The sequence below is a fragment of the Inhella sp. genome (assembly GCF_027532025.1).
GTDB lineage: Bacteria > Pseudomonadota > Gammaproteobacteria > Burkholderiales > Burkholderiaceae_C > Inhella.
Genome location: NZ_JAPZSY010000003.1, coordinates 128,956 through 149,842 on the forward strand (window position 1 = coordinate 128,956; position 20,887 = coordinate 149,842).

8 protein-coding genes are annotated in these 20,887 nt (G+C 63.9%); 3 read left to right on the forward strand and 5 right to left on the reverse strand.

Annotated features, from left to right (window positions below):
* Positions 1-28 precede the first annotated feature (28 nt).
* Genes O9335_RS01235 through O9335_RS01245 form a run of 3 tightly spaced genes read left to right on the forward strand, consistent with a single transcriptional unit; the run spans position 29 to position 3,760 of the window.
* Positions 29-1,144, forward strand: coding sequence for a PQQ-dependent sugar dehydrogenase (locus O9335_RS01235; RefSeq protein ID WP_298382314.1), 1,116 nt, complete (start codon positions 29-31; stop codon positions 1,142-1,144).
* A gap of 10 nt (positions 1,145-1,154) precedes the next feature.
* On the forward strand, positions 1,155-3,173 hold the full coding sequence (locus tag O9335_RS01240) for a TonB-dependent receptor (RefSeq protein WP_298382316.1): 2,019 nt from the start codon (positions 1,155-1,157) through the stop codon (positions 3,171-3,173).
* A complete protein-coding gene (locus O9335_RS01245; protein ID WP_298382319.1) occupies positions 3,170-3,760 on the forward strand; it encodes a HutD family protein in 591 nt (196 codons plus the stop codon). The genes O9335_RS01240 and O9335_RS01245 overlap by 4 nt, the downstream gene beginning before the upstream one ends.
* A gap of 367 nt (positions 3,761-4,127) precedes the next feature.
* Here O9335_RS01245 and O9335_RS01250 read toward each other — a convergent pair whose 3' ends face one another.
* From O9335_RS01250 to O9335_RS01270, 5 genes are read right to left on the reverse strand one after another with little or no spacing between them, the layout of a single operon-like run.
* Positions 4,128-15,611, reverse strand: coding sequence for a calcium-binding protein (locus O9335_RS01250; protein ID WP_298382343.1), 11,484 nt, complete (start codon positions 15,609-15,611; stop codon positions 4,128-4,130).
* A 2-nt stretch (positions 15,612-15,613) separates the two neighbouring features.
* The gene (locus O9335_RS01255; RefSeq protein ID WP_298382321.1) at positions 15,614-16,381 is read right to left on the reverse strand and encodes a hypothetical protein; all 768 of its coding nucleotides are present in this window, start codon (positions 16,379-16,381) and stop codon (positions 15,614-15,616) included.
* A complete protein-coding gene (locus tag O9335_RS01260; protein ID WP_298382324.1) occupies positions 16,378-17,733 on the reverse strand; it encodes a glycosyltransferase family 4 protein in 1,356 nt (451 codons plus the stop codon). Before O9335_RS01260 ends, O9335_RS01255 begins: the two co-directional genes overlap by 4 nt.
* A gap of 2 nt (positions 17,734-17,735) precedes the next feature.
* A complete protein-coding gene (locus O9335_RS01265) occupies positions 17,736-19,172 on the reverse strand; it encodes an HlyD family type I secretion periplasmic adaptor subunit (protein WP_298382327.1) in 1,437 nt (478 codons plus the stop codon).
* Positions 19,169-20,821 carry a type I secretion system permease/ATPase gene (locus tag O9335_RS01270; protein ID WP_298382329.1) on the reverse strand — a complete coding sequence of 551 codons (1,653 nt, stop codon included), beginning with the start codon at positions 20,819-20,821 and terminating at the stop codon, positions 19,169-19,171. Before O9335_RS01270 ends, O9335_RS01265 begins: the two co-directional genes overlap by 4 nt.
* Positions 20,822-20,887 lie beyond the last annotated feature (66 nt).

A 20,887-nucleotide genomic window follows, 5' to 3' on the forward strand; every position in this document is an offset into this window, starting at 1 on the left:
GCGCCTCGCCCGAACCCCAGAAACATCCATGCGCCGTTTGCTCCCCATCGCATTCGTCCTGGCGGCCAGCGCCGCCCTGGCCCAAGCCCCCAAGACCTTTGACACCGTGGCCTCCGGCTTCGAACGCCCCTGGGCGGTGGCCTTCCTGCCCGGCGGCGAGTTCCTGGTGACCGAAAAACCCGGCGCTTTGCGCTGGGTCAGTGCGCAGGGGCGCATCTCGGCGCCGCTCAGTGGCCTGCCGGCGGTGGAGTTCGCCGGCCAAGGTGGGCTGTTGGATGTGGTGGTGGACCGAGACTTCGAGCGCACGCGGGCGCTGTCGTTGTGCTTCACCGAGCCCGGCATCGGGGCCGACAAGGGCAAGAACGGCACGGCATTGGCCCGCGCCACCCTCAAGGCCGACCGCTCGGGCCTGGAGAACGTGCAGGTCGTGTTCCGCCAAGCGCCCAAGCTGGCCGGGCGCCATCACTACGGTTGCCGCATCGTCGAAAGCGCCGACGGGCAAACCCTGTTCCTCACGCTGGGCGAGCGATACAGCGGCATGAAGCAGGCGCAAACCCTGGACAACCACCTGGGCAAGGTGGTGCGCGTGCGCAAGGACGGCAGCGCGCCCGCCGACAACCCCTTCGCCCAAACCGCCGGGGCGCGCCCCGAAATCTATTCCCTGGGCCACCGCAACCCCCAAGGCGCGCTGCTGGACGCCGACGGCCGGCTCTGGGTGCACGAACACGGCCCGCAAGGCGGCGACGAAATCAACCTCGTGCGCCCCGGCGTGAACTACGGCTGGCCCGTCATCACCCATGGCAAGGACTACGGCGGCGGCAAGATCGGCGACGGCATCACCCACCAAGACGGGCTCGAACAGCCCGTGTGGCACTGGACCCCATCCATTGCGCCCTCGGGCTTCGCGCACATCACCAGCCCAGCCTACGGCCAAGCCTGGCAGGGCAGCTTCGTCGTCGGCTCGCTGAAGTTCCGCCAACTGCAGCGCGTGGTGCTCCAGGACGGGCGGCTCGTCGGCCAGCCCCAAGTTTTTGCCGACGACATCGGTCGCGTGCGCGACGTTCGCCAGGGCCCCGACGGCCTGCTCTACGTGCTCACCGAGGACGAGCCCGGCCGCCTGCTGCGGCTCCGAGCGGCGCCTTGAAGCCCAGGCCGTGATCGGGGCGCTGCTGCTGGCGGCGGCCGAGGCCACCGCGCTGCCGCCGGTCATCGTCACCGGAGGCCTGCGCAACGCCCCGGTGCTGGACGCCCCCAGCGCTGTGGGCGTGCTGCACGCCGACGCCCTTCAGCGCAGCGGCCCCGGCGCCCAGCTCAGCGAATCGCTCTCCCGCCTGCCTGGGGTGTGGGCCGCCGACCGCGGCAACGCCGCCCAAGACCTCCAGCTCAGCGTGCGCGGCTTCGGCGCCCGCGCCAGCTTTGGCGTGCGGGGCTTGCGCCTGTTCGTGGACGGCCTGCCCGCCACCGCGCCCGACGGCAGCGGCGCCGTGGGTCACTTTCCTTTGGACGCCGCGGAGCAGCTGGACCTGCTGCGAGGCCCCTTCAGCGCGCTGCACGGCGTGCACAGCGGCGGCGTGCTGAGCCTGCGCACCCGCGCGCCTCAGCCGGGTCCCACGCGCTGGCAGGCCGACGCCTGGGCCCAAAGCGACGACCAACAACAGCTGCGCCGGCAGGCCGAAGGCGGCGCGCAAGGCTCGCCCTGGCGCCTGGGCCTGGCCCACTGGCGCAGCGCCGGCCAGCGCCCGCAGTCGAAGGCCGAGCGCAGCCTGCTGGACGCCCGCTGGGACTGGGCGCCCGGCTGGAGCCTGCGGGCCAACCTGCACAGCCAGCCCGCGCAAGACCCCCTGGGCCTGACCCGCGCCCAGTGGCAGGCCGAGCCCCAAGGCACCGCCCCCAACGCGCTCGCCTTCAACAGCCGCAAAACCCTGCAACAACAACAGCTCGGCATGGCGGGGAGCTGGGGCCCGAGTGGCGAGTGGCAACTGCGCGCCTGGGCCTCGGCCCGGCAGGTGCAGCAGTGGCAGGCCCTGCCCGTGAGCACCCAAGCACCACCCGCCCACCCCGGCGGCGTCATCGACCTGGACCGCCGCCAACTCGGCGTCGACCTGCGCCACAACGGCCCCCAAGGCACGGTCGGCCTCCAACTGGACGCTCAAGACGAACAACGCCGCGGCTTTGAAAGCTTCATCGGCCCCACGCTGGGCGTGACGGGCGCCCTGCGGCGCGACGAGCGCAACCGCGCGCTCAGCACCGAGCTCTACGCTCAAAGTGAGCACCGGCTCACCGACGACATCAGCCTGCACGCCGGCCTGCGCCTGGGCCAGCTGCGCGTGACCAGCGCCGATCGTTTCCTCAGCAACGGCGACGACGGCGGCCGCCAAAGCACGCCCACCGCGCTGCCGGCGCTCGGCCTGGTGGGCCCCCTCGGCAGCCGCAGCCGCTGGTTCGTCAGCCTGGGCCAAGCCCGCGAAACCCCCACCCTGGCCGAACTGGCCTACCGGCCCGACGGCAGCGCCGGCCTCAACACCGGCCTGCGACCCCAGCGCAGCCGCCAGGCCGAGGCTGGGCTCAAGCGCCGGCAAGGCGCCTGGGCGGCGGAGCTGGTGGCCTTTGCCGCTCACACCACCGACGAAATCGTCAGCGCCCGCAACAGCGGCGGCCGCGCTGCCTTCGCCAACGCCGGCCGCACCCGCCGTCACGGCTTGGAGCTCCAGGCCCAGGGCCCGCTCCAGCCGGGCTGGCGCTGGTCGCTGGCCGCCACCGCCCTCAGCGCCCGCGTGCGCCAGCCCTACGCCGTGTGCGGTGCGCCGCCCTGCGCCAGCGCCACGCTCGCCGTGCCAGTCGGCGCCCGCCTGCCGGGGGTGCCGGCACGCGCCCTGCGCCTGGACCTGGAAAGCCCCGGCGACGCGCCCTGGCAATGGGGCCTCACCGCCAGCGGCCGCAGCCGCCTGTGGGTGGACGAACGCAACACCGATGCCGCTGCCGGCACCGTCTTGCTCGCCGCCTGGGCCCGCTGGCGGCTCGAGCCCCGCAGCACGCTCACCCTGCGGGTCGACAATGCCGCCGGCCGCCCGCATGCGGCCAGCGTCATCGTCAACGAGGCCAACGGCCGCTTCTTCGAGCCCGGCCCTGGTCGCCGCCTCAGCCTGCAGCTGCAGCACCGCCTGTCGCCATGAACGTCCTGCTTGCCGACCGCATCGCCCCCACGCCCTGGCGCAACGGCGGGGGCGAAACCCGCGAACTCTTCGTCCACCCCCAAGGGGCCGACACCCACTGGTGCGTGCGCTTGAGCTTGGCCGACATTCGGCAAGACGGGCCCTTCAGCGCCTTCCCAGGGGTCACCCGCCACTTTGCCGTGCTTGAAGGCGCCGGCGTGGTGCTGACCCTGAACGGCCGCGACCACACCCTCACTCCCGACAGCGACCCCCTGACCTTCGACGGCGCGCTCGCGCCGGCCTGCCGCCTGATCAACGGCCCCACCCGCGACCTCAACCTCATGCTGCAGGGCGACGCCCAAGGCGCCTTGTTGCGGGCCGAACCCGAGCAAGCCTGGCACGACCCCCACCCCAGGCGGGCCCTCTTCGTCAGCGAACCCGGCGTGCTCCTGCACGCCAGCGGGGAGGCCCTGCCGCTGGCGGCCCGCAGCCTGGTCACCGACCTGCCATCGGGCCCCTGGCGCTGGTTGCCCAGCGCCACCGGCCCTGCCTACTGGGTGGCGGTGGCCGAGCCCTCGCTGCAAAGCCGCTGGGGAGGGAGCCGATAACAAAGTCTTGATCTTGCGGTCAATGTCTTGAACGACTTGCCAGATGGTCGCACTGGCACGATGTCAATGCCTTGAACAGCCAGCGCTCAGCTGACCCAGCCTGCGACCCTGTGGCCACCTAGCCAGTGGCTGCTGTGCAGCGTTTGCGGCCATTCGCATCCTGCAACCGAATGAACACTGCTGTTCAGTCAGCAGTCATAGGCTGACCTGGCACCGGCCCCTCACCAATGACTGAAATTGAGGGCACTGCGGTCAGCCAGCCTTGCGGGTCGAGCGCGGCTTACCCGGTGAATTTCTGAGCGAAGACCCATCTTTGCGCCTTGCCGCCAGGGCAAGTCGCGCAAGATGGGCCTCACTCTTGACTCGGTTACGCCAGTCCGCTCACAGCGAGGCCTTGATGGCGTCGGCTGCCTTCTTCTTGATTGCCAGCAGAGAAAGTCTGCACCGCCGGAACGTCAAACGCCGCCATGGCCTGAACGAGTCCTGCCACTTGCGCATCCGTCAGCACCGAAGCGTCGCTGAACTTGAAGCGCTCCACTTTGTGCTGATTGCCCAAGAACCAGTTCTCCATCGTCATCACGTCTGCAGTGCCGTTGATGCGGATTTCCAGCGCATTGGCATTGCGCACAAAGCGAACATCGCTTTGCAGCACATTGCTACCGAACTCCACCCAGTCCAGCACATTGGCTGCTGTGTCGTTTTCGCTGATGCGATCCAAACCACTGCCACGCCCGAAGCGGTAGGTGTCGCCACCAGTGCCGCCAATCAAACTGTCGTTGCCAGCACCGCCATCCAGAGTGTCGGCACCGTCGCCGCCGTTGAAGGTGTTGTTGCCACTGTTTCCAGTCAAACGGTTGGCCAGCGCATTGCCCGTACCGTTTAAGGCCCCAGTGCCCTGAAGACTCAAGTTCTCCAAGTTCGCGCCCAGCGTCCAGGTCACATCAGAAAGCACGGTGTCGGTACCCTCGTTCGCCGCTTCGTTGATGACGTCGTCAGCTTGATTCACACGGTAGGTGTCGTTGCCAGTACCGCCGACCAAAGAGTCCTTGCCTAAACCACCATCCAAGGTGTCGTCACCGGCACCGCCCGTCAAGGTGTTTGCACCGCTGTTACCGGTCAAGATGTTTGCTAACGCATTACCCGTGCCGTTCAAGGCGCCAGTGCCTTGAAGGCTCAGGTTCTCCAAGTTTGCGCCCAGCGTCCAGGTCACATCAGAGAGCACGGTGTCAGTGCCCTCGTTAGCGGCTTCGGTGATGACATCGTCAGCTTGGTTCACGCGGTAGGTGTCGTTGCCAGTACCGCCCACCAGTGAGTCCTTACCGAGACCACCATCCAAGGTGTCGTCACCTGCACCGCCCGTGAGCCTGTTGGCACCACTGTTGCCGGTCAATGTGTTGGCCAGGGCATTGCCTGTGCCATTCACCGCGCCCGTGCCGGTCAATACCAACCTTTCGACTTCCGCACCCAGCGTGTAAGTGATGCCGGTCTCCACAGTGTCGATGCCGCCATTGGCTGCTTCGGTCACCACGTCGCCCGCAACATCCACCACATAGGTGTCATTGCCTGCGCCGCCCGCCATGGAGTCAATGCCAGCGCCGCCATTCAGACGGTTGTTGCCAATGTTGCCGGTCAAGGTGTTCGCGAGGCCGTTGCCCGTGCCGTTCACCTCCGCCGTGCCGGTCAGCACCAAGCGCTCGACTTCCGCGCCCAAGGTATAGCTGATGCCAGTCTCCACGGTATCAATGCCGCCATTGGCGGCCTCGGTCACCACGTCACCCACAACATCCACCACATAGGTGTCGTCACCCGCGCCGCCCACCAGAGTGTCGATGCCCAAGCCACCATCCAGTCGGTTGCTGCCGCTGTTGCCGGTCAGCGTGTTGGCCAGGGCGTTCCCGGTCCCGTTGATGGGACCCGTGCCCATGAGCGTCAGGCTCTCCACTTCAGCGCCCAGCGTGTAGCTGACCGAAGCTTCTACCTTGTCGGCGCCGCCGCCCGCAAGCTCGGTCACCACATCACCCGCGTTGTCCACCACATAGACGTCGTTGCCCGCACCGCCCGTCATCGTGTCCAGGCCCGCGCCACCATCAATGCGGTTCGCTCCGGCGTTGCCCACCAAGGTGTTGTTCAAGGCGTTGCCGGTTGCGTTCAGGGCGTTCGACCCGGTCAACGTCAGCCGTTCGATGTTGCTCGACAGCGTGTACGAGGCCGACGCACTCACGCTGTCGATGCCCTCGTTCAACGCTTCGGTGATGACATCGCTGCTTGAATCGACGACATAGCTGTCGTCGCCAGTGCCACCGATCAGGGTGTCAATGCCAGCCCCGCCATCTAGGGTGTCATTGCCGGCATTGCCTCGCAGCGTGTTCGCCCCTGCGTTGCCCACCAACACGTTGGTCAACTCATTGCCAGTGCCGGTGGTGTTCAACGTACCTGTGAGGGTGAGGTTTTCGACCCAGGTGGGCAGCACGTAGCTGACGGTCGAAGAGACCGAGTCGGTGCCTTGACCCTCTTCCTCGTACACGTCATCGCCCGATACCTGCCCGAACTGGTCGAAGACCTGAACCGCATCCACCATGTAGCTGTCGTCTCCCAACCCACCGGCCATGTAATCGGCTCCAGTTCCGCCGTTCAGCACGTTGTTGCCAGCATTGCCGTATAGCTGGTTGTTCAAGCCGTTGCCGGTGCCATTGATGTTGGCGCTGCCCGTCAACTCCAGGGCCTCCACGTTGCTGGGCAGTGTGTAGGTTGCGGAGCTTTGCACCGAGTCCCAATCGCCTTCCCCAGCGTTTTCGACCACCACGTCGGTGCTCGCGTCGACGATGAAGACGTCGTTGCCCGTACCGCCCACCAAGCGGTCTGTACCCGCGCCGCCGTCCAGGGTGTCATTGCCAGCAGCGCCACTCAGGGTGTCGTTGCCCTCCAGACCCAGAAGGCGGTCGTTTCCTGCGCTTCCCACCAGGTTATCAGCGGTCGCTGTTCCACGAATGGTTGACATCTTCTCGATCAAAAAGTCTCGCGACCAGATGGTGCCGTCTGCAAACCGAACCTGCCCGAAAGGACTGTTCCACACCATGAACCGAACCATGAGGATGGAGTCCGTCGTGCCGTTGATGCTCAGGCGTACGTCTTCGCTTGAACCGATCCTTTGTAGGGTGATGTCGTCCGCATAGATGCCGGCACCAAGTTCAATCGTCGCAATGCCAGCATGCACGGTATCGGCACCGTCACCGCGGCCAAACCGGATCACATCCGGTCCGCCGATCCAGCTGTCATATGTGTCGTCGCCCGCACCGCCCTGCAGTGTGTCAGCGCCCTCTCCTCCCCGAAGGGTGTCGCTCCCTTCATCACCGATGACGAGGTCATCGCCTTCCCCGCCATCTACAACATCGTTACCGCCAGCACCGGAAAGGGTGTCGTTGCCCAGTTCGCCCAAGAGGTAGTCATTGCCCAGGCCGCCTTGGATGTTGTCATCGCCGTCGCCGCCAAAGATCAGATCGCTGTTGTCGCCGCCCATGATCGTGTCGCGACCGGTGCCACCAGACAGCTGCTGGTACACATGTTCCGCACCGCCGGCTTTGCCATCAATGAAGTCGTCTCCAGCGCCGCCTTCGATGGTGTCTCGGCCGCTGCCACCGATCAACGTGTCGTTGCCGTCGCCACCGTAGATGGCATTCAACCCCTCGCCACCGTCGAGATGGTCATCTCCACCGAAGCCTTGCAGAGTGTCATCTCCACCAAGAGAAGCCAACGTGTCGGCAGCATTGGTTCCGACCAGGAAATCTGCGTCGGCCGTGCCTCGATTGCCATTGGCTTGGCTCCTGGCAAGCGCGGCCATAGCAGCGGGGTTCAAGCTGCTGCCATCCTCAAGTGTCAGCAGAAAGTTGAATCGCCCCTCCACGATCGTCAACTTGTCCGCTCCAGGGCCGAAGCTCACGACCAACCCGTTGCCGTCCGCTACCACGGAGATGTCGGCGAACAACCAGCCTCGCACCTGAATGTTGGTTTGACGGTTGTTGACGATGACATCGGCCCCATCGCCCCGATCGAACTGCACGATCGCACTGTTTTGGCTGATGTGCCAGTCGACTTGGATGGTGTCATTGCCCAGGCCACCCACGAGCACGTCGCCGCCGCCGCGCGAAACCAACACGTCATTGCCTGCGCCACCACGCAAGGTGTCGGACTGCGCCGAAACACCTGGCGATGCCAAGAACTCGTCGTGCGTGTTGAAGATGTCCTTGCTCAGCGGCAGTACTTGGTCCGACAGGTAATCATCTCCGTCTCCAGCGTCGACTGTGCTGTGCTGGCCGCTACCGGACAAAGAGTCGTTACCGAGCCCGCCCAACACCGTGGACGCACCCATGTTGCTCGCCAGTCCCAAACCCTCAACGTTTGCAATATCACCGACGCGATAGACGCCAACTTGACCGATGCTCAAGGTGACGAAGTCATTGCCGCCGTTAAGTGACTCTTCTACGAAGTCCCCTTGACCTAGGACATAGCTGTCATTGCCGTCGCCTCCAACGAGTCGGTTCGCACCGGTGTTGGTCGAGCCATCCAGTAAGTTCGCTCCGACATTGCCTCGACCGTCGATTGCGTTGCTGCCAACCAAACGGAGGTTTTCAAAGCCGATACCGAGGGTCCAACTGACACTCGATTCAACCGTATCCAGCGCCGTAGACCAATTCGAAAGCAACACGTCGCCCGTGTTGTCAACCTTGTAGTAGTTGTTTTTCTTGCCGCCAATCAAGGTATCGGCACCGGCGCCGCCGTCAAGCATCACGAAGTTGGTGATGGCGGAAGCGTTGATTGCGTTGCTTCCTGAATTCCCAACAAAGGAATCTCGGACGTAGAACCCGTCAATGACCCGGAAGCGGTAAGAAGGCTCAAGATCAAGGTTCTCGACGTTACTCGGCAACGTATACAAGTTCGTATTGATCAGAACGGTGTCCGTGCCTTCATCTGACAACTCGACGACTACGACTAGCGAAGGCGTGCTCACTGTGTTGTAGCCAGCGTTGCGCCTAATGTCGTAGTAGTCGTCTCCCTTGCCACCCAGCAGGGTGTCTGCCCCATCGCGGCTGGCCAATCGATTGCTCGCATCGTTGCCAACGATCCGGTTGCTCAGCTCGTTGCCATACCCATCAACAGCGAGCACGCCTGTGAGCGTCAGGTCCTCCACGTTGGGCGGCAAGAACCAAGTGAACGAGGATTCGATGCGATCGCGCCCTTGATTGGCAGCTTCCGTCACCGTGTCGTTGGGGTGATCGACCACGAACACGTCATCTGCAGCCGTTCCCACCATGGCGTTCTGCACGCTGGTGTTGGAGATGCGCGAGTTGATCGCTGCTGCATCCCACACGGTGCCGTCTTGGAACGAGATCTGGTCTACCGTGTTGGTGGACGCTGCGAAGTGGTTGAGCACGCGCACGTGCCCTGCAGTGGGGCCGTACGCTACGTAGAGGTCGTTGCCGTAGCGCATCAACTGCACTTGAGCCGGGGTGATCCCCGCGCCGAACGCAATTCGGTCGTTGCCGGACAGCTCCGTGATGGTGTCCACACCGCTGTCGAGGGACACCACGTACACGTCATCGCCAGCACCGCCGAACAGGCTGTCGTTGCCCTGTCCGCCCTCCAAGGTGTCGTTGGCCGTGTCGTACGCGTAGTTGGTGCTGTCGTCGCCCCAAATCACGTCGGCACCCGCGCCACCCGCCACGTAATCGTGACCACTGGCCCCGAACAAGGAGTCGTTGCCTTCGCCCCCATCCAAGGAGTCATTGCCGCCATACGCATTGATCGTGTCGTTGCCGCCGAGGCTGTTGATGGTCTCTGCCCAGTTGAACCCCGTGAGGCTGTCCGCGCCCTCGGTCAACCCAGCGGACCTTGCCCGGTCGGCCAAGGACGCCCCGACCCAAACTGTTCCGTCTTGGAACCGAAGATCGATCTTGGAGTTGGTGGGGGTCGTCACGGCCTGTCGCAGCACCACGGTGCCGTTGCCCACCGTAAGGCGCAAGTTGCCCGCACCGTCATGCACCATTCGCAGGTTGGACGGAGTGATGCCTTGCGGCAGCACCAAGGCGTTGGCGCCGTCCAAGTCGTGGATCGTGACTTCGCCCGTGACCGGGAAAACCGACAGCTCAAAGGTGTCGTTGCCGGCGCCACCAGACATCGACTCGCCATCGATCAGTCGGTCGTCGCCGTCACCACCGTCCAAGTTGTCACTGCCCGTGCCGCCATCGAGCACGTCGTTACCAGCGGCGCCATAAAGGTTGTCATTGCCCGCTCCGCCATACACCGTGTCTTGCCCGGCTTGGGCGTAAACGGTGTCGCTTCCGCCTTGGGCATTGATCAAGTCGGCGCCCGGGTTGCCAAAGATGGTTTCCGAGGCATCGGTTCCGGTGAGGGCGAGGAAGACTCTGTTTGCGATCTCGGCCTGGTTCCAAACCGTCCCGTCTGCAAAGCGAAGTGCCTCGATGGACTTTCCATCGAAGTGACCGGTCACCGTGAGCTGCTCCAACCCGTCGCGGTTGCGCACCACCAGATCATTGCCAGCGCGGGTGATCACCACGTTGGCAGGGGTCAAGGCCGAGCCCAGTTGCACGGTATCGACCTCGCCGTTGACGGTGTTGGTTTCAACGATGACGTCTGAGCCGTCGGTCGAATCCCACTCGTAGGTATCCGACCCCAAGCCGCCGATCAATTGATCGGCGCCAGCCTGGCCGCCCAAAGTGTCGTTGCCTTCCCCACCTTGCAGCGTGTCCGCGCCTTGGCCACCCCGAAGCAGGTCCGCCCCCAAGCCGCCCACGAGCAGGTTTGCGCCGTCGTTGCCGCGCAGCGTGTCGTCGCCTGCGCCACCAGTTGCGTTCTCGATGTGGGTGCCAAAGCCGATGAAGGCTTGGTCGGCGCTCAAGATGCTCGCCTGTTTGGCGCCACGGTAGATCCAAGAACCGGGCGTCAGGTCGACGGAAACCGCCTGGGTCTCCGCGCTGGCATCGAACAGGTCCGTGCCGCCACTGTCTTGAATCCAGCGAGGCCCGAAGGTGTGGGTGGTGTTGCCCGCGCCCACGCTCTGCGGCACGCCGAAGTGGTACTGCAGCGCCGCGATGTCAAATGCCGCCAACCCCGTGGCGGGAGCGCCGGATCGGGTGTACGACATGACTGAGTTGGCCGTGCTGTTCTCGGCAACCGGCAGCATGGGCATCTCGAAAGGATGCTTCAGACCCAACACGTGTCCGATCTCGTGGAGCAGCACCTCAAACCCCTCGGTGCCCACCGCCAAGGTGCGGCGGGTTTCGGTTTGGCCGAACTCGTTCGTGCGCGTGGCCGAGTAAAGGTCGCTGTTGAGGTGAACCTCGCCCGTTCCAGGGTTGGCGTAGCCCGCAAACCCCCCCATGCTCTCCGACATGAGGTCGTCCATGTGGAAGCTCAGGTCGGCGTCGGCGCCGTCGGCCAATTCCACGAACGAGAGATCGAGCACATCGCTGAAACGCGAAAGCGCCTCGCGCACGGCCTGCTTCTGGGCGTCTGTGTACAGGTAGAACCCCGTGACCGCCGGATCGGTGGACGTTGCAAACGAATAGGTCAGGGTCTTCTTGCCATGCGCCCGCACTTCTTCGCGTGACAGCAGCGCGTTCACAAAGTACAGCGACTCCAGCGACTGGTACGGATCGACGGGCAACTCGCTGGTTGTTGGTGCCGGTGCACGCGCCAAGATGTCACTGGTGCCCCAAACCGTGCCGTCTTCAAACCGAATCTCAGCAATCCGCGCCTGCGCGTCGCCTTGGTCAATGGCCTGCGCCCCACTGCCTTGGTAGCCCAGTCCGAACGCGTCCGTGCCGTAGTAACCGGACACACGAACCTGATCGGTGGTGCCGTAATTGATCAGCAGATCGGAGCCTTCACGGACCAGCGAACGAACTTCACTGCTACCGAACTTGAAAACAATCGCGTTGCGAGAGCCATCACCCCCGTTGTCACTGATCAAGTCTTGGCCATCGCCGACTGAGAAGACGTAGGTGTCGCTGAAGGCGCCGCCAAACATCTGGTCGTTGCCTGCACCCCCCTCCAAGATGTCAGCACCGTCGGCCGTCTCGCCAACGTCGCCCCACATCAGGTCACGGCCAGCGCCGCCCTTGAGGTAGTCGTCGCCCCCGCCTCCGAACAAGTTGTCGTCCTCGGTGCCGCCATCCAAGATGTCATTGCCAGCTTCGCCCTGCAAGCGGTCGCTGCCCGCACCACCCATCAAGTGGTCGCCGTCATCGCCCCCATACAGCACGTCTTTGCCGGCGCCGCCATCCAACAGGTCACCGCCCTTGCCGCCCCACAATTCATCGTCGTTGGCCTCGCCAAAGGCATGGTCGTTGCCCTCGCCGCCGTACAGGGTGTCGTTCTCGGTGCCGCCATAGAGGTAGTCGTCACCGTGATCGCCCCACAGCGTGTCGTTGCCAGCACCGCCGTTCAAGAAGTCGCCGCCCATGCGGGCCTTGTCCAAGCCTGCCGGGTAGGAGGTCGTCCCCTCCAGAAAGGGCGCGTCGCCGACGAGCTTGTCGTCACCGCTCCCGCCATCGAGCATGTCTGCCCCGTAGCCACCCACCAGGGTGTCGGCTTCGGTGCCTCCGCTGAGAGAGTCGCGTCCTGCGCCACCAGACAACTCGTCGTTGCCAGCGCCGCCACTCAGTTCGTCGTCGCCGTCGTAGCCGACGAGCAAGTCGTTGCCGCCGTCGCCAAACAGGCGGTCGTGGTTGTTGGCGCCGTACACGGCGTCGTTGCCTTCTCCGCCATACAACAGCGCCCCTTGCGTGTTGGTGCCGGGCGGCAGCATGTTGCCGCCGTAGCCATAGTTCAGGGGGAAGGTCAGCGCCTTGCCCAAGTTGGCCGTAGGGGCCCGGTCGAGGTCGGCATTGCGAGTCACGTTCTCGCTGTCACCGATGGTGACCGTGATGTCCAAGGACGGCTCCAGGCTCGCATCCACCGAATCAGGGTTGTTCCACCACATGTAGGTGGATCCAGAGGGCGTCGTCACCAGCTTGGGGCTGAAGGCGATGTTGAACACCGCCAGCTCGGGGTGAGGCTTGTTGGTGTAGGTCGTACTCAAGTACCGGTAAGAGAAGGGGGTGCTGGTGTCCGCGTCCGTCATGAGCCAGTCGTCGGCCCAAGCCCCCGCTTGCCAGAACAAGGCCACTTCTCCGCTGCCAATGGTCGTGGCGCGGATCATGTCGAACATGCCGCCCGCCCGCAGGATGTCGTTGCCGACCCCACCGTAGGCCACGTCTTTGCCATCACCGGTCAGGATGAAGTCGGTGCCATCGCCGCCTTCCAGCCAGTCGTCGCCGCCGCGGCCGTCCAGCACGTCGTTGCCCGTGCCGCCCAACAAGAAGCTGTCGGCGACCGTCCCGCGCAGGATGTCGTTGCCTTGGCCGCCATCTGACGCATCGCCGAACATGAAGTCGACGAAGTTGTTCAGGAAGAGAGAGTTGGCCGTGGCCGCCGCCCCCTGCGGTCGCGAGCGGTCCGTCGGCGATCCGGTCAGCTGAATGCCGAATTGGCCGGGTTGCCAGTTGCGCAGGTAGAGCGTGCTGTTGGGGTCAGCCGGGTTGCTGATGGCCAGCGTGACCGATCCGTTCGCTTCCAGTTTTCGGATCTCCATGCCCGTGAACTCGGAGACCCAGGCATGCTTGTCATCGCTGTAGACAGCCGCGGTGAGCCGCTTCCCGTCGAACTCGAGCTTGTTGTCGCCCGATGCGTCTTCGATCGAGTCGGTGCCAAACCCAATCGCCTTGAAGCCGTAGGTGTCATTGCCGGCGCCACCCCGCATCAAATCTGCACCGCCGCCACCGGTGATGGCGTCATCACCGCCGCCGCCTTCGATCAAGTCAGCGCCATCGGGGCCGAACGCCGTCGGGCTGTCACCGAGCAGCACGTCCGCCTGGTCACCGCCCTGGATGGAGTCGTTGCCGCTGCCGCCGATCAGGAGGTTGTTGGCCTGGGCGCTGCCGCGCAAAACGTCGTTGTCCAGGCCACCGTCCAGCGTGAAATTGCCAGCGCCTGCCTTCACTTCAAGCAGGTCGTTACCGCCGTCGCCGAAAAGCTGGTTGGTGTCAGCGCCGCCCTCATCAAAGAGCACGTCGTTTCCGCTGCCGCCCTTCAGCACGTCTGCACCCTGGCCGCCGATCAGGACGTCATTGCCGGCGTCGCCTTGGATGGAATCGTCACCGAGGCCACCTAGGAGCAGATCGTTGCCGACGCCGCCAATCAAAGTGTCATTGCCTTGGCCGCCGATCAGCGTGTCCGCATGCTGGCCGAGGCCCAATTCGCCAACGGCGCCGCCGTCACCTTCCAGCAAGTCAGCGCCCAAGCCGCCTTCCAGTCGGTCATTGCCAGCACCACCCTGTAGGGTGTCGCTGCCCGCATCGCCGTACAGGCGGTCGGAGTTCTTACCGCCAACGATCAGGTCGTGCTGGCGCGAACCAAAGCCAAAGATGCTGGCATCTGCATCGTGCAGCCCCTGTGTGACCAACAAGGCCGGATTGACACGGAACTCGACCCCACTGCTCCAGTCCTTGAAGGTCGCAATTCCGGTCTCAGGCCTGGCCGAGACGAAGCCCCCATTGATCGGTGTCCCAGACTTGCCGAGCCAGCTCAGCATGGCCGCTCTGTCGTCAATCCAGAATTGGGTCAGGTTGCCCGTGCCGCTGGCTGGGTCAAAGAGACCAAGAGCCGGTTCGGTGGGCGTTTTGGTGTCGAGCAGCACCAGTGAGAGGCCTGCCAACGCGGCACGGGCGTTGACGTCGGTGCGGGCGAGGACGCGCAGCTCGGCTGCGGTTGCAATACGTGCGGCACCAGCTTTCAGTTGGGCAGTCGTCCATTGAGAGAAAAACTCGCGCGCTCGGCTGTCGAAATTCTCATCGGTCGTTTGACTGAACTTGGCCTGACCATCGCGAGCCCCATAGAGCATGTCGAGAAGGCGCTCTGGAGTAACGTCGGTAATGGTTTGGAATGCAGAAGCGACAGTGGCGTTGGTCGTGAGGTTGGCGGTCCCCTGGTTCCATGTGTAGAAGCTGTCCGGCTTAGGCACAAGCGCCAAAAGCGTTTGGATCATGGTCTGGCCGTCACGGCCAAGCTGCAGCGAAGCTTCGGCAGCTTCAGTGCTTGGCCCCCCGGCAACAGCTGCCATCAACTCGATTGTTTTTTGGGTTGCACCTCGTAGGCCGGTAGCGAACGCGCGTTGACCAAAGAGCACGTCCCGCAGATCGCTCAGGGTGTCGATAGCACCTTTGGCTCCGCCGTGGTCCATCAGCCGCCATGCTTGGTCCGAGCGGAGTAGGCCGAAAAGAAGGGCGCCGGACCAGCCCGCGTTCTTCTCTTCGAAGTCCGCTGAATCACCTTTGACTCGACCGGGCAGCCTTCCTTCGGGTGAGAACAAAACTTCACCGACTGCCGTCGCGTCCGCGAAGGCTATGCGGCTAATGTCGGGTACTTGACCCCTTGGCCAGCCCTTTGCCACATTTACACCGAGCAAGTCGTCCAGCAAGTTGCTTGCAACTGCATCAGAAGCGTTCTGCATTTGCAGATCAGTTATCTGGGTCCCGTATCGCAGCAAAGATTGCTTGTCGGTGTACTGGCGAATCAATGCCGACATGGAGCCTCGGCCAGCGTTCGCCTCGGTGGCACCCCGCAACCACAGCAGAGCCGAGTCGGAGGCTTCAACCCCTTTGCTGACCAAGAGATTGGCTAGCCAGGCATAGATCGGCGCATAAGCGCCGAATGCTTCTGCACGTTTCAGTGCATCGGCCGTGGCTCGCATTGCGGCCAGCGTGGCCAACTCATCGTTTGTTAGGTAAATGAACACGTTCAAACTTTCTCAGTCAATTCAAGAATTCGGATCACTTCGTCAAAGAGCTCGGGCCAGGATTCACACACATGCCCACGACGAATGAGCACTTCAACAAAAATGCCATCTCGCCAAATGAAGCCTGCGCCGGCGCCACCTTTGGCTGGGTTTAGGGGATCGACGTCGCATCCCAAAGTCGGAGGCAACCCTTCTGGGGTGCGCCGGGCCGTTGCGACGTAGGTCAACGCCAGGTCCCTGTTGCGCTCCCGCGTGAACGGATGTAAATCGAAGTACTGGATCCGATCCAGCCCGGGCCGGACGGTTTCCCTGCTAACAACCCGGCCGTCCTGCTCAGCCAGTTCGATGGCTCGATACCCACGTGGCTCCGGTGGTATGTCATACGACCGAATCTGCAATTGGATACTCCAGTCATTTGGATCATGCTTGGTAGGGTCCCGCCCCTGTGGTGTCCTGCTAGGCCACTTGAACTTCATCCCGAAGTGCGCGTCGTAATCCCTGGGAACCAGGAACCAGTGGTTGTTCCACTTTTGGAGCGCGTGCTTGTTGTAGTCAACCTTCAGCCCGGCGGGCGGCTTCTCGCCGCAATGCACGCTGTCACGGCAAAGCACCTCCTGCCTCTCCGCCTCCGCTTTCAAACGCGCAGCTGTCTTGGCTTCTTGCTCCGCACTAGGCTTGCAACCAAGCAAAGCGAACACCATCAGCGTGAGACAACCTTTAACGATGTGCTGTCGAAACTGTGCTTGCGGCTGTATGGAACTGCGACTCATCCGGCGACTCCAGAAGTTGAAAGTGATTTGCGTTCATTGCTTGTTGCCCAAGCAGGTGCATCGAACCGCTGCGGCGCATCTGCGACCGCGCGCTCTTGGCGGACCTTGTGTAGGGAAGCAGATGGTGTTGGCTCGACGATTTGCGCTTCAAAACCCTTGCGCCCGCGCTCGCGCTTCAGCATTTGCGCACTGCTGCGAGCCTCTAGGCGAAGGGGTTGCGACGACGACAAGGGGCTGTCGAGCGCCTCTCGCAATGCCGCTGCAACAAGGCTGCTGCTTGTCGTGGAAACCAAGCGACCCGAGCGTCCATCGCTGAGCACTTCCCTCACTGGTGCCGTATCCCCCGCCACCATCAAGCATCCCGTGGCCATCGCCTCCAGGCAGCTCCAGCTGAGCACGAAGGGATACGTCAGATACACATGTTCGCTGCTGACCTGCAGCACGCGCTTGTAGTCGGCATAGGGCACCTTGCCCAAGAAATGCGTCCGCGTAGGGTCCAGATGGCTGCCCACCTCCGCCAGCATCTTGTCCTTCCAACACTTCGCGCCCTTGGGTTGAGAGCCGTAGCTGACGTTGTCACCCCCGACGATCAGCACGTGTGCATTCCTTTGCGCCTTCTGCACCGCTGGCAGCGCCCGCATGAAGGTGTGGAAGCCCCGGTAAGGCTCCAGGTTGCGCGCAACGTAGGTGATGACAGGCTTGTTCGGGTCGTTGGCCCAGAGCACTTCGCCGCTGGGCGTCTTGAAGACGGCGTTGGGGTCTGGCCCCAAGTTCTCCGTGTCGATGCCCTCATGCGCCACCACGATCTTGTCCAGGTAGGCCTTCGGGTGCTGTGCCTTCTGCCAGTGCGTGGGGCTGATGCCCACGTCGCAGTTGTTGAGGTTGAGCAGGTGCAGCGCGTTCCAGGAACGGATGCGGGTGCGGTCGTCAAAACTGGCCGGGAACTCGGGGTCGAAGCCGATGTCGGCCCCTTCGCTGTTGTAGAACCACTCGCAGTAGTGCACCAAGCGGGCGTCGGGGAAGACGTCCTTGGCGTAGAGCGTTTCGCCCCAGCCGGGGTGGGCCAAGATGGTGTCGGGCGCCCAGCCCTTCTTCTTGAGCTGCAAGAGGATGCGCGCCACCGCCTGGCCGTGCAGCACGGCGTCTTCCATGCGGCGCAGGTAAGGGTGCTGGTCTTTGCCCACGGGGCGGTGGGGCTTGTAGCGGATGAGTTTGAAACCCGGAGAGCTGGGCAAGCCGGGCGCTGTGTCGCGCCCGATGCCGATCACATCCCAGCCCGGCGTGGCTGCCCACTCGGCCGCCATGTGCTTGAACTGGCCAGGGAAGTTCTGATGAATGATCAGCAGACGCATGTTCACCGTTCCTTCGCAGCTTCATCCGCATGCTGCTGAATCGGGTTCAGTAGGTAACTGATGGCCCGCCGCTTGCCGGTCTTGACCTCGGCCGTGAGGTTCATGCCGGGGCTCAATCGGATGCTCTTGCCCTCCACCGTCATCGCGCTCTTGTCCAGCTTGAGCGTGGCCATGAACAGCGCACCGCGCTTCTCATCCGGCACCGCATCGGCGCTGATGCGCGTGACCGTGGCCGGCACAGTGCCGTAGCGGGTGAAGGGGAAGGTTTCCAGCTTCACTTCCGCTTGCTGCCCCACCTTCACAAACCCAATGTCCTTGTTCTCCAGCGCCACCTCAGCGGTCACTTCGGCTTCTTCAGGCACCAGCACCAAGAGCACTTGCGCCGGGGTGACCACGCCGCCAGCGGTGTGCACCGCCAGTTGCTGCACGGTGCCGGCCACGGGCGCGGTGAGTTGGGTGAGCAGTTGCCGCTGGCTGGCCTTGGTGCCTTCTTCTTGCAGCTGGGCCACCTTGAGCCGGGCCTGGGCTTGGCGTTCGCTCAAACTGCGCTGCAGCTCAGCCCGGTAGCTGGCTTGGTTGCTGCGCGCTTCCATCACCGCGGCCTGGGCTTCCATTTGGCGGGCTTGGGCGGTGGCCAGGTCGCGTTCCAGCTCAATGCGCTCGCGTTTGCGGTCTTGCGTGGCGTGGCTGCCCATGAAGCCTTGGTTGGCGAGGTTTTGGTAATCCTCTTCACGGGCCTGGGCCAGGGGCAAGGTGCTGCGCAGCTTGGCGGTGACTTGCTCGGCGGTTTGGCGCTCGGCTTCGCGGCGGCTGGCTTCGGCGTTGAGCTTGGCGAGCTTGGCTTGGATCTCGGCCCATTCGGTTTGGAGTTGGGCTTGAATTGCTTCGGGGCTCAGTTCGTGTGCGGCCAGCTTGGGGGTTTGACCTGCTACCAGGGCAGCCAGCAAGGCTTGGGTGCGCAGTGCTTCGCTCTGGGCTGACTCGCGTTCTTGGGTGACCCGGCTGGCGTCGGCCCCTTGCAAGGTGCTGTCCAGCTCGATGAGCAATTGCCCGGCCTGCACGCGGTCGCCGTCCTTCACGTGGATGGCTTTGACGCTGCTGGTCTCCAGCGGCTGGATGGTCTTGGTGCGCTCACTGACGATGACGCGACCTTGGGCGACGGCCACGATGTCCAGCATGCCGAGCAGGCTCCAGATGAGCGCGATGCTGAACAGCGCGCAGATGGCCATCATGAAGCGGCGCGGTGCTGGGTGCGGCGGGGTCTCTTGGAGTGCCAGCGCGGCGGGCAAGAAGGCTTGCTCGTCGGTCATGCGCTTGGGGCCAGCAAGTTCGTCGCGGGCGGCCCAGGCGGCTTTGAAGATGGCGGCGTAGCGCTGCAGCAGCTCGATGAAGGGATGGGGCGGCTTGGCTTGGGCTTCTGCGTTCACTGCGGTGCTCATTCCGGCGCTCCTTCTTGCTGCACGCGCCACAGGTGGGCGTAAATGCCCTGGGGCATGTCGAGCAGTTCGTCGTGCGTGCCGCTCTCCACGATGCGTCCCTTGTCCATGGCAATGATGCGGTGCGCTTGGCGCACAGCACTCAAGCGGTGGGCAATGATGAAGACAGTGCGGCCCTGGCAGATGTGCCGCATATTGCGCTGGATGATGGCTTCGCTCTCGTAGTCGAGCGCGCTGGTGGCTTCGTCAAAAATCAGGATGCGCGGGTTGCTGAAGAGGGCCCGGGCAATGGCAATGCGCTGGCGCTGGCCGCCGCTGAGCAGGCTGCCTTGTTCACCCACATTGGTGTCGTAGCCTTCGGCCAGCTCGCCAATGAATTCGTGGGCCCCAGCCATTCGGGCGGCTTGGATGACGGCTTCGAGCGGTGCGGCCGGGTCGGCAATGGCAATGTTCTCGCGCACGCTGCGGTTGAAGAGCATGTTCTCTTGCAGCACCACGCCCACTTGGCGGCGCAACTGGGCGGCGTCAATGAGGGCGATGTCTTGGCCGTCCACGCGGATGTGGCCGGCTTCGGGCACGTAAAGGCGCTGGATGAGCTTGGTGAGCGTGCTCTTGCCCGAGCCGGAGCGGCCGACGATGCCGATGACTTGGCCGGGTTGCACGTCGAGGTTGACGGCGTGCAGCACGGGTGCGGTATCGGGGCGGTAGCGGAAGGTGACGTCTTCCAGCGTGACGCGGCCTTGCACGCGGGGCAGCGGGCTGGCGCTCTTGGGCGGCAGCTCGGTGCGGGTGTTCAGGATGTCGCCAAGCCGGTCCATGCTGATGCCGGTTTGCTGGAAGTCGGTCCACATCTGCGCGATGCGCATGATGGGCTGGGACACCCGGCCGGCGAACATGTTGAAGGCCACGAACATGCCGACGGTGAGCTGGCCTTCCATCACCAAATGCGCGCCAAACCACAGCGTGGCGGCGTTGATGAGCTTGCCGATGAGGTTGATGCCCTCGTGCCCGTAGCTGGCCAGGGTGCTGGTGCGGAAGCTGGCAGAGACGTAGGCGGCGAGTTGCTGGTCCCAGGTGCGGGCCATTTGCGGCTCCAAGGCGCTGGCCTTGACGGTTTGGATGCCGGTGACGGTTTCGACGAGCAAGCTCTGGTTCTCGGCGCCGCGGGCGAACTTCTCGTCGAGCCGGGCACGCAAGAGCGGCACCAGGGTGAGGCTGAGGATGATGTACAGCGGCAGGGACGCCAGCACGATGAGCGTGAGCTGTACGCTGTAGAAGAACATCACCGCGATGAAGACGACGCTGAAGAGCAAGTCCAGCACCAGGGTGAGCGCATTGCCGGTCAGGAAGGCGCGGATGTTCTCCAGCTCCCGCACGCGGGCCACTGAATCGCCCACTCTGCGCGCTTGGAAGTAGGCGAGTGGAAGTGCTAGTAGGTGGCGGAACAGCTTGGCACCCAGCTCCACATCAATGCGGCTGGTGGTGTGGGTGAACACATAGGTGCGCAGCAGGTTCAGGATGCTCTCGAACATCACCACGACGACGAGGCCGATGACGAGCACGTCCAGCGTGCTCATGCTGTCAATGGCACCGAACTTTTCCCCATTTCGGGCCAACGAATTTTCCCCACCCTGGTTTCGGTGGGACCTCATCCCGCTCAGGAGGCGATGGGGGCCTTTCTGGGGCGACCTGGCCCACGCTTGACGGGAGCTGGCCCG